The organism is Streptomyces sp. NPDC041068 (assembly GCF_040647455.1).
Classification (GTDB): domain Bacteria; phylum Actinomycetota; class Actinomycetes; order Streptomycetales; family Streptomycetaceae; genus Streptomyces.
The window spans coordinates 507,901-518,415 of sequence record NZ_JBEZCG010000005.1 but is presented as its reverse complement, the minus strand read 5'-3'; the positions used below and the strand labels follow the sequence as shown (position 1 = coordinate 518,415).

Below are 10,515 nucleotides of genomic sequence, written 5' to 3'. Positions count from 1 at the left end.
CCCTCTCGGGCTTTCCTCCGGGCGCTTCCCTTCGGTGTTTCTTTTATTCTTGCGTTTCCGACTCTATCAGACTCTTTCGTGTCCGATTTCCTCGGTGCCTTTCCGGTTCCCGCTCCGGCCTTTCGGCCTTCGCGTTTCCCTTTCCGGCGGTTCCGACTCTATCAGATCCTTTCGGGCCTGATTCCCGGTCAGCGGGAGTTGTCTTCGCGGCTGTTGGGCCGTTCCGACGAGTGAGACTTTAGCGGAATCTTGGCTCCCGACCTAATCGGGGGCGCTCTTTCGAACGCCGATTCCTCATTTCGCAAATACGCATGAAAACGGAACGAAGGCGGGCTCCACGAGGGAACACGACGTCGATCGTTTGAATGGTTGTTGCGGAATGGCTGTCCGGGGACCGACCAAGTGGTGACTGGTCGACGCTCACGTCGGACAACTCGGAGAACACTACGTTCTGCCTCGGGGAGTGTCAACTCCCGACCATGAGGGCCTCCTGAGGGCTACCCTGGGAGACGTGACTACACGTGCGTACGCCCAGCTGTGGTGGGCCGCCTGACGGCGGCCGTACTTACGCATGTACCCAACGGCCGCCGCCTCGGCGGCCGTTCGTGTTTCTCCCCCTGGAGGACCTGGACCCGGCCGCCGGGACGGCGGTCCTGACCAGGAGGCGGAGAGATGACGAGGATCTTCAGCGGGATCAAGCCGACGGGGCACCTGACCCTGGGGAACTACCTGGGAGCCGTCCGGCGGTGGGCCGAGGTCGACCAGCACCGGGCCGACTCGCTCTTCAGCATCGTCGACCTGCACGCCCTCACCGTGGACCACGATCCCGGGCGGGTGCGTCGGCTCAGTAGGCAGGCGGCGACGCTGCTGCTCGCCTCGGGGATCGATCCCGAGCAGGCCACCGTCTTCGTCCAGAGCCATGTGGACGAGCACGCCCGGCTCTCGTATCTGCTGGAGTGCGTCGCGACGGACGGCGAGATGCGGCGGATGATCCAGTACAAGGAGAAGTCCGTGCTCGAGCGGGCGCGGGGCGGGAGTGTGCGCCTGTCGTTGCTCACCTATCCCGTGCTGATGGCGGCGGACATCCTGGCGTACGGGGCCGACGAGGTGCCGGTCGGGGAGGACCAGACCCAGCACGTCGAGCTGACGCGGGACCTGGCGGTGCGGTTCAACCAGCGGTACGGGCAGACGTTCGTGGTGCCGCGGGCCACGCCGCCCAAGGTGGCGGCGCGGGTCATGGACCTGCAGGACCCGACGTCGAAGATGGGCAAGTCCCACGATGCCGGGGCCGGGATCGTCTATCTGCTGGACGAGCCGGAGGTGATCCGCAAGAAGATCCTGCGGGCCGTCACGGACAGCGGCAGCGATGTCGCCTACGACCGGGAGGCGAAGCCGGGGGTCTCGAATCTGCTGGAGATCCTTGCGGCTTGCCAGGGTGGGAACCCCGAGGCTCTGAGCGGTGTATACGAGTCGTACGGCGCACTGAAGAAGGACACCGCCGAGGCCGTGGTGGAGCTCCTCAGGCCTGTGCAGGAGAGGCACAAGGAGTTGGTGGCTGATCCCTCTTATATGGAGGAGGTGTTGCGGCGGGGAGCGGAGCGGGCCAGGGGGATGGCCAAGCCGACGGTGGACGGCGCCTATCGGGCGATCGGGCTGCTGCCGCCGGTGAGCGAGGCCCGGTAGTCAGGGACGGATGTCCATGACGGACGGATGTCCATGTACGTGAGCTGGTGGTTCAGGCGGGGCCTTGGGCAGCCCCGCCCGCACCAGGGGCTTCGGTGGGTGTCAGCTGTTGTTGCCTGAGGCCAGTTCGCGGCTGCGGTCGCGGGCTGCTTCCAGGGCGGCGATGAGGGCTGCGCGCACGCCGTGGTTCTCCAGCTCGCGGATCGCGTTGATCGTCGTGCCCGCGGGGGACGTGACGTTCTCGCGGAGCTTCACCGGGTGTTCGCCGCTGTCGCGGAGCATGACGGAGGCGCCGATCGCGGCCTGGACGATCAGGTCGTGGGCCTTGTCGCGAGGGAGGCCGAGCAGGATGCCCGCGTCGGTCATGGCCTCGACCAGGAAGTAGAAGTACGCGGGGCCGGAGCCGGACAGGGCCGTGCAGGCGTCCTGCTGTGTCTCGGGGACGCGGAGGGTCTTGCCCACGGCGCCGAAGATGTCCTCGGCATGGGACAGCGCGGCGGCGGAGGCGTGGCTGCCGGCCGAGATCACGGACATGCCCTCGTCCACGAGGACGGGTGTGTTCGGCATGACGCGGACGACCGGGGTGTTCTCGGCCAGGCGCTCTTCGATGAAGGAGGTGGTGATGCCCGCGGCGGCGCTGATGACCAGGCGGTCGGGGGTGACGTGCGGGGCGAGTTCGTCGAGCAGCTTGGTCATGTCCTGCGGCTTGCAGGCGAGGATCAGGGTGTCGGCCTGCTTGGCGGCGTCGGCGTTGCTGACGGGGGTGACGCCGTAGCGGGTGCGGAGTTCGTCGGCGCGCTCCTGGCGGCGGGTGGTGACCAGGAGGTCGGCGGGTGCCCAGCCGCCGCGGATCATGCCGCTGAGCAGGGCTTCACCGATCTTTCCGGTGCCGAGGACTGCGACTTTCTGGCTCGTCTTGCTGCTCATGCGCGGGGCCTCCGGGGGTGCGTCGTTCGGGGGCCATCCTCGCACTGGGGGGTCGGGGGCAGCGGGGCTGTCCGGTGGGCGGACCTCCGCTTGTGGGGTGCGGCGGCCGCTCATGCGGTGCGGCGGCGCAGGGTGGCCGCGCCCAGGCAGAGGACCAGCAGGGCGCAGGCCGCGACGATGACGGCGTCGCGTACGAAGTCGCCGGTGACGTCGGGGTGGCGGAGGACTTCGTTCATGCCGTCGACGGCGTACGACATGGGGAGGACGTTGGAGATCCATTCGAGGACCGGCTGCATGCTGGAGCGCGCCGCGAACAGGCCGCAGAGGAGGAGCTGGGGGAAGATCACCGCCGGCATGAACTGGACGGCCTGGAACTCGGAGGCGGCGAAGGCCGAGACGAAGAGGCCGAGCGCGGTGCCGAGCAGGGCGTCGAGCAGGGCGACCAGGAGGAGGAGCCAGGCGGATCCCGTGACGTCCAGGCCGAGGACCCACAGCGCGAGGCCGGTGGCGAGGGCGGACTGGACGACGGCGAGGGCGCCGAAGGCGAGGGCGTAGCCGGCGATGAGGTCGCCCTTGGCGAGGGGCATGGCGAGGAGGCGTTCGAGGGTGCCGGAGGTGCGTTCGCGGAGGGTGGCGATCGAGGTCACCAGGAACATCGTGATGAGCGGGAAGATCCCGAGGAGCGAGGCGCCGATGGAGTCGAAGGTCCGCGGGCTGCCGTCGAACACGTAGCGCAGGAGGAGCAGCATCACGCAGGGCACGAGGATCATCAGCGCGATGGACCGCGGATCGTGCCGAAGCTGACGCAGCACTCGGGCAGCGGTGGCAAAGGTGCGGTAGGCGTTCATCGGGGGCTCCGGTTCAGCTGGGGCACGTTGTCGTCGAGGGGGCCCCTTCACCGGGGGCTCCTGGTCGGTGGGGCCGGGCGGCCGGGGCGGGCGGGCAGTTCGGCAGGACGGCGGTGAGGAGAGGGATCGTCGTCATCGTGGGGGCGCCTTCGTCGAGGGGCCCGGGGTCGCGGCGGTCGGTGGTTCGGTTGTCGCTGTTGCCTTGTCCACCAAGTGCAGGAACGCCTCTTCGACCGTGGGTGTGTTCGTGTGGGTGCGGAGGGAGTCCGGGGTGTCGTCCGCCAGGAGTTCGCCCTCTCGCATCAGGAGGAGGCGGTGGCAGCGTTCCGCTTCGTCCATGACGTGGGAGGAGACGAGGATCGTGGTGCCGCGGTCCGTGGCGATGGCGTGGAAGAGGTTCCACAGGTCGCGGCGGAGTACGGGGTCGAGGCCCACGGTGGGCTCGTCGAGGACGAGGAGTTCGGGGGTGCCCAGGAGCGCGACCCCGAGGGAGACGCGGCTGCGCTGGCCGCCGGAGAGGTTGCCCGCCAGGGCGTCGGCGTGCGAGGTGAGGTCGACGTCGTCGAGGACGCGGGTGACGTCGGCGTGGCGGCGTTCGGCGGCGGGGCCGCGGCCCGGGTCGAGGACGGCCGCGAAGTAGTCGAGGTTCTGGCGGACCGTCAGGTCGTCGTAGACGGACGGGTCCTGGGTGACGTACCCGATGCGGGAGCGCAGGGCCGGGGCGCCCGCGGGGTGGTCGAGGACCCGCAGGGTTCCCGTGACCTTGGCCTGGGTGCCGACGATCGAGCGCATGAGCGTGGACTTGCCGCAGCCGGAGGGGCCGAGGAGCCCGGTGATCTGCCCTCGGGGGACGGTGAAGTCGAGGCCGCGCAGGACGGGGCGGGGGCCCCGGACGACGGTCAGGCCCTCGGCCAGAACGGCCGGGCCTCGATTATTCATCATGTGATGAATAATCCTCCCGGGGTGCGGACCCGTCAAGGCACCGCGCGTTCAGGGGGCGCGGGAGTGGAGCGGGCCGCGGGGCGCGCCCCCGCGCTTCCGGTGCGGGAGTGACAGGGCTTCCGGCCTCCTGCGCGATCAACTGCCTTACGCGACAATGGGTTTCAGTGCCGGGCCCTCCCCCGCCCCGACACTCCTCCCCCACGCATCTCCCGATCGCCCGTGCTCACGTACGCGTTCACCACCGGAGGTGCCCCTTGCCCATCCGCCCTGCCCGCACCGCGCGCGCCGATCTCGTCGCCTCTCTCGTCGTCTTCCTCGTCGCCCTCCCCCTCTGTCTCGGCGTCGCCGTGGCGTCCGGCGTGCCCGCCGAGCTCGGCCTCGTGACCGGCATCGTCGGCGGGCTCGTCGTCGGCGTGCTGCCGGGCAGCAGCCTGCAGGTCAGCGGGCCCGCCGCCGGTCTCACGGTCCTTGTGTACGAGGCGGTGCGCGCGTACGGGCTCGCCACGCTCGGCGTCCTCGTGCTCGCCGCGGGGCTGCTGCAGATCGGGGTGGGGGCGCTGCGGCTCGGGCGCTGGTTCCGTGCCGTGTCCGTCGCCGTGGTGCAGGGCATGCTCGCCGGTATCGGGCTCGTGCTGATCGCCGGGCAGCTCTACGTGATGGGTGATGTCGCCGCTCCGGCCGGCGCGGGCGGGAAGATCGCCGGGTTCGTCGGTCTCGCCGGAGCCGCCGAGCCCGTCGCGTTCGCCGTCGGTGCAGGAACGGTCCTGGTGCTCGTCCTGTGGCCGCGCTGGCGGGCGGCCTCGCGGATTCTGCCCGCGCCCCTGGTCGCGGTCGCGCTGGCCGCGGCGGTCACGGCCCTGCTGCGGCTGCCCGTGCGCAGGATCGAGGTGCACGGACTGCTGGACGCCGTACGGCCGCCGGGCGCGGGCGAGTTCGGGCGCCTCACGGAAGTGGCCATGGTCGGGACCGTGCTCGCGTTCGCGCTGATCGCGTCCGCCGAGTCGCTGTTCAGTGCCGCGGCGGTGGACCGGCTGCACCAGGGGCGGCGTACGGACTACGACAAGGAGCTGATCGCGCAAGGCACGGGGAACGTCGTCTGCGGAGCCCTCGGCGCACTGCCGATGACCGCCGTGATCGTGCGCAGCGCGGCGAACGTACGGGCCGGGGCGCGGACCAAGGCCTCCCGGGTCCTGCACGGCGTATGGCTGCTGCTCTTCGCGGCCGCGCTGCCCGCCGCGCTCGCGCTGATCCCGGTGGCGGCGCTGGCCGGACTGCTCGTGCACGCGGGGTGCAAGCTCATTCCCGTACGCGAGGTGGTGCCGTTGTGGCGTGAGCATCGCGGTGAGGCCGTGGTGCTCGGGGTGACGGCCGTGGCGATCGTGCTGACCAACCTCTTCGAGGGAGTGCTGATCGGGCTCGCGCTCGCCGTCGGCAAGACCGCGTGGGACATCAGCCATGTCCACGTGGAGACCGAGGACCGGGGCGCCGCCGGTCTCGTCGTCCGCGTGGTCGGCAACGCCACGTTCCTGCGTCTGCCCAAACTGCTCGACGCCCTGGAGGCACTGCCGGTCGACCGGCAGGCACGGCTCGACCTCGCGGGGCTGCGGCACGTCGACCACGCGTGCGCGGCGGCGCTCGAAGCGTGGGCGCAGCGGCGGGGGCCGCGGCCGGCGGGCGGGGTTCAGGCGGGGCGAGTCGCGACCAGCAGGTCCACGACGTAGCTCTCCTCGACCACCGCGTCCGGGAAGACCTTGAGCAGCTCCCCGCGCTCCTCGGCGAGGAAGGCCGCCGTGCGCTCGTCGCCGAGGACCAGGAACGCCGAGTGCGTGCCGAGGTTGGCGAGGTGGGTGTCCAGGGGGACGCTGCGGCTCCAGCGGAGGCGGTCGCTGCGGAAGTCGAGGGCGGTCGTCAGCTTGCTGGTGCGGTCGGCGGTGTGGCGGGCGTCGTCGTCCATGCCGAGGAAACGGGCGACGCGCTCGGTCTGGGCGTCGAACCACGGCGTCTCGTTGTCCGGGATGTTCCACCACAGGGCGAGGGCGCCGCCGGGGCGCAGCACGCGCAGGACTTCGGGCACCGAGCGCTCCTGGTCGGTCCAGTGCCAGGCCTGTGCGTACGTGATGAAGTCGGCCGACGCGTCGGCGAGCGGCAGCGCGTTGCCGTCGCCGCGCACGACGGGGATGTGCGGCAGCGTGCGGCGGAACTGCTCCGCCATGCCGTCGCCCGGCTCGACGGCGAGGACGTCCGCGCCCCGGTCGGACAGGAGGGCGGTGGCGATACCGGTGCCCGCGCCCACGTCCACCACGCGCGCGCCGGCGAGGGGGTTGCCCGCGAGGCGCTCGACGGCGTCGAAGAGGGCGGGCGGGTAGGAGGGGCGGTACGCCGCGTATCTGGCGGCGGCCGCGTTGAAGGAGTGGGCGCGGGACGGGGCAGACGTCATGCGGTCATCGTGACGCCGGGGCACCGGTCCGCGAAAGCCCGCGTCGGTGACAGCCCGCGTCGGTGAAAACCTGCGTCAGCGAAAGCCCATGGCGGTGACAGCCCATGGCGGTGACAGCCCATGGCGGTGACAGCCCGCTTCAGCGCTTGCGCTTCTTCTTGGACGGGTTGCCCGTGCGGCGTGCCGTGCGCTTCGCGTACTGCTCGCGCGCCGTCTCGTACTCCTTGCGGTGCAGTTCCTCGCCCGGGGCCTCCGTCAGACAGCGGAAGAAGTAGGCGAGGAGGCTGCCGATGAAGCCGATCGTCATCAGGCCGCGCATCGAGGCCTGCGACGCCGGGTCGTGGCGGCGGGTGAACCCCTCCCAGGTGCGGCGGAAGGCGAGGGCGCTGCAGATCGCGAACATCACGACGACGAGGAGGTTCACGAACTTACCGACGTCCGCGATGGCCAGGCCCTCGTAGGCGAAGCGGAGCACGAAGCAGCCCGCGGCCGCCGCGAGCAGCGAGCCCGCGGCGACTCCGGCACGGCGCGCGCCGTACCCGCCGTCGTGGGCGACCCAGGTCGTCCCGAAGAAGCGGATGGGCTCGGGCTGCGGGCCGGGGGCGGCGCCGGTGGGGCTGGTGGGACTGGTGGCTGCTTCGGTGCCGGTGGGGCCCGCGGTGGCTTCGGTGCCCGTGGGGCCTGCGGAACCGGTGGGGCCTGGGGTGCCGGATTCTTCGCTCACCGTTTGATTATCGCCTGCCGGGGTGGACGGGCCGCCGTCCCCGGGGCCGGGGCACGCCCTATTCGTCCCCCGCCTTGCCAGGCCGCACCGCCCGGCCGCTAGTTTGGGTGACGCAAGGCGTAACCGGGGCACTGATGCGCAACCGGAGAACACGGGGGAGGTTGGTGCGGATGTCGCTCCGCGGAGGAGACCCGGAGGAGATCGGCGGCTATCCGCTGGAGGCACGCCTCGGTTCGGGCGGCATGGGCACGGTCTTCCTCGCGCGTACGGCGTCGGGCCGCCCCGTCGCGATCAAGCTGATCCACCAGCAGTTCGCGGACGACGAGGAGTTCCGGATCCGCTTCCGGCAGGAGGTGGCCGCGGCCCGGCGGGTCAGCGGCGCCTTCACCGCGGCCGTGATCGACGCCGACCCGGAGGCCGAGCACCCCTGGATGGCCACGGCGTTCATCGAGGGCCACACGCTGGCGCAGCGCATCGCCAAGCAGGGCCCGATCGACGGCGCCGAGCTGCGCACGCTGGCCATCGGTCTCACGGAGGCGCTGCGCGACATCCACCGCGCGGGCGTCGTGCACCGGGACCTCAAGCCGTCGAACGTGGTCCTCTCCCCCGAGGGCCCGCGGGTCATCGACTTCGGCATCTCGCGGGCCGCGGACCAACAGACGCTGACGATGACGGGGCGGGTGATCGGCACGCCGCCGTTCATGTCGCCGGAGCAGCTGCAGACGCCGCGCGGGGTCGGGCCGCGCTCCGACGTCTTCTCGCTGGCCACCCTGCTGGTGTACGCGGCGACGGGGCAGGGCCCCTTCGACGCGGACAGCCCGTACATGACGGCGTATCAAGTGGTGCACGAGGCGCCGTCGTTGGGCTCGGTCCCGGACGCCCTGCGCCGGGTGGTCGAGCCGTGTCTCTCGAAGGACCCCGAGGACAGGCCCACGGCGGACGAGCTCCTCGTACGACTGCGGGACCTGCCGTCCGACCTGGGCGGCGCGGGCCCGGCCGTGCCGGCGCGCAGCACGCGCGAGACGGACACACAGCACCATCTGTCGGCGGACGACACCCCGGCACCGAACGCACAGAGCGCACCGAACGCACAGAGCGCCTCACCCTCGCCTTCGCCCTCACCCGAGCTCGCCGAGCACGACACCGGCACCTTCATGAGCCGTCATCTGCGCCGCCGTCGGCGTCCGGTGCTCGCGGCCGTGGCCGCCGTGGTCGCGATCGCGGGCGGAGTCGCGCTGATGAACACCGGCTCGTCCGACGGCGGTTCCGGCGACAAGGGCGACAAGGGCGACAACGTCGCGGCGACCGGCGCGCCGCTGCCCCACGGATTCGAGCCGTGGAAGAAGTCGGTGCTCGGCGGCCGCGAGGACATCCCGGACGAGCTGCGCTGTCTGTCCCGCGGCGACGCGCTCTACTGCGGGGGCGGCGGGGTCGTCGCGGCCAGGCTGCGTGCCTCCGACGGCTCCCGCGTCTGGACGGAGAACAGCCCCGGCGTCCCGGTCCAGGGCATGCACCTGGTGGGCGCGACCGACGACACGGTGCTCGGCTACCGCTTCGCGGCCGAGGACGCGCCGGGCGACCCGGCCACCGAAGTCGTCGCGATCGACGCGGACAAGGGCAAGGAACTGTGGTCGGTGCCGTCCGGCGCCCAGTCGACGGCCGTGACCGGGCAGACGCAGGACGCCGTCGTCGTGAACTCCACCGTCGTGACGGTCGACGCGTCGAACACCCGCTTCGAGGGACGCCAGGCGCACAGCGGCAAGGTGCTCTGGCGGCAGCCGTTCCCCGCGGGCACGCAGTGCTCCCCGGTCCCCTCCGGCCCCCGGCTGTACGCGATGTGCGCGCCGAACGCCGAGGTGTCGGCGAGCTCGGTGCGCCACCCCACCCTGCACGTGGTCGACCTCGCCTCCGGGAGCCTCGGCAAGGCCATCGCTCTCAAGGGCCCCGCCCAGCCGGTCGGCACCGCCGGCGACAGCCTCGTACTCCTGCACCGGAACGAGCAGAGCCTCGCGACGGTCGGCTACGACGGGGTGATGCGGGTGGACCGGGACTCGCACGAGGTCACGCACTCCCGGCTGCCGAAGACGTACGCGGGGACGCCGGGGATGGCGGACGGCACCGTCTTCGTGAGCGGGCAGACCGGGCTCGTCACGGCCTTCGACCCTGCGACGGGACGGAAGAAGTGGTCCCGGCAGACGGGCGTCGAGGGCGCCTCCGGGCCGGTTGCCGGGGACGGCGACGGCGCTCTGTACTTCAGCTCGGCCAGCGGCCGGGTCGTCGCGCTCTCCTCGCGCGGGGGCAAGCCGCTGTGGACGACGAACCCGCGGGCCGACGGCCTCGCGGGCGAGACGAACGCCAGCGCCCGGGTGGCCGTCGTGGGGCGCATGGTGGTCGTGACGGCCGCCAAGAACACCGTGTTCGCCTTCGACGCGACGAAGCCGCCGAAGTCCGGCTGACGGAGCCGAGCCGGACCGCGGCGGCCACATGGTCGGACGCGTCAGCAGCGCGGCGCCACGTACCCGTCGCTGCCCGTGCGGACGTACGTGTCCGAGACGTACCGGCCGCTGCCGATGCGGTCCCACAGCTTCGATGTGCCCGTCGGGCCCGTGACCGTCTCGCCCGGCTTCTGGCAGGCGATGGTGACCCGGGTGCCCGCGCGCAGGCGGCCGACCTTGCCGTACGACGTGCCGGGGCCCGAGCGGACGTTGACGTCCGCGACGATCGCGTAGGTCTTGGCGGCCATGGCCCCGACGGCCCCTGTCGCCTCTGCCGCTTCCTCGGCCGCTATGACGTTCTCGCTCACCGTGCTCTCCCCCCGTAACGGGCGGCGCGGGCCGCCCTTGGCATGTTCCTCACACCAAGGACGCGCCCGCGCCGCACAAAGGTTCCCGTGAACCTTCCGGGTTCGGCCCGGCCGGACCTTCCGGGGTTCGGCCCGGCTGAACCTTCCGGAG

General features: G+C 71.7%; 9 protein-coding genes. 3 read left to right on the top strand and 6 right to left on the bottom strand.

Annotated features, from left to right (window positions below):
* Positions 1-672: 672 nt before the first annotated feature.
* The gene (gene trpS, locus AB0B50_RS14795) at positions 673-1,683 is read left to right on the top strand and encodes a tryptophan--tRNA ligase (protein WP_362330380.1); all 1,011 of its coding nucleotides are present in this window, start codon (positions 673-675) and stop codon (positions 1,681-1,683) included.
* A 102-nt stretch (positions 1,684-1,785) separates the two neighbouring features.
* Here trpS and proC read toward each other — a convergent pair whose 3' ends face one another.
* The 3 genes from proC to AB0B50_RS14780 form a co-directional block, all read right to left on the bottom strand.
* Positions 1,786-2,610, bottom strand: a complete 825-nt coding sequence (gene proC / locus AB0B50_RS14790; RefSeq protein WP_362330377.1) for a pyrroline-5-carboxylate reductase — start codon at positions 2,608-2,610, stop codon at positions 1,786-1,788.
* A 110-nt stretch (positions 2,611-2,720) separates the two neighbouring features.
* Positions 2,721-3,458, bottom strand: a complete 738-nt coding sequence (locus AB0B50_RS14785; RefSeq protein WP_362330374.1) for an ABC transporter permease — start codon at positions 3,456-3,458, stop codon at positions 2,721-2,723.
* A gap of 132 nt (positions 3,459-3,590) precedes the next feature.
* Complete coding sequence (locus AB0B50_RS14780) at positions 3,591-4,400, bottom strand: ABC transporter ATP-binding protein (RefSeq protein ID WP_362330372.1); 810 nt, start codon at positions 4,398-4,400, stop codon at positions 3,591-3,593.
* A 254-nt stretch (positions 4,401-4,654) separates the two neighbouring features.
* On the opposite strand from AB0B50_RS14780, the gene AB0B50_RS14775 reads away from it, so the two are divergent.
* The gene (locus AB0B50_RS14775; protein WP_362330369.1) at positions 4,655-6,121 is read left to right on the top strand and encodes a SulP family inorganic anion transporter; all 1,467 of its coding nucleotides are present in this window, start codon (positions 4,655-4,657) and stop codon (positions 6,119-6,121) included.
* Here AB0B50_RS14775 and AB0B50_RS14770 read toward each other — a convergent pair.
* Both AB0B50_RS14770 and AB0B50_RS14765 read right to left on the bottom strand, forming a co-directional pair.
* On the bottom strand, positions 6,082-6,837 hold the full coding sequence (locus AB0B50_RS14770) for a class I SAM-dependent methyltransferase (RefSeq protein ID WP_362330366.1): 756 nt from the start codon (positions 6,835-6,837) through the stop codon (positions 6,082-6,084). The genes AB0B50_RS14775 and AB0B50_RS14770 overlap by 40 nt on opposite strands.
* 139 nt (positions 6,838-6,976) lie before the next feature.
* The gene (locus AB0B50_RS14765) at positions 6,977-7,417 is read right to left on the bottom strand and encodes an EamA/RhaT family transporter (protein WP_362330449.1); all 441 of its coding nucleotides are present in this window, start codon (positions 7,415-7,417) and stop codon (positions 6,977-6,979) included.
* 314 nt (positions 7,418-7,731) lie between these two features.
* Between AB0B50_RS14765 and AB0B50_RS14760 the strand changes: the two genes are divergently transcribed.
* Positions 7,732-10,017 (top strand): protein kinase, encoded by a 2,286-nt coding sequence (locus tag AB0B50_RS14760; RefSeq protein WP_362330363.1) that lies wholly within the window; start codon positions 7,732-7,734, stop codon positions 10,015-10,017.
* Positions 10,018-10,058: 41 nt separating this feature from the next.
* Here AB0B50_RS14760 and AB0B50_RS14755 read toward each other — a convergent pair whose 3' ends face one another.
* The gene (locus tag AB0B50_RS14755) at positions 10,059-10,304 is read right to left on the bottom strand and encodes an SH3 domain-containing protein (RefSeq protein ID WP_362330446.1); all 246 of its coding nucleotides are present in this window, start codon (positions 10,302-10,304) and stop codon (positions 10,059-10,061) included.
* Positions 10,305-10,515 lie beyond the last annotated feature (211 nt).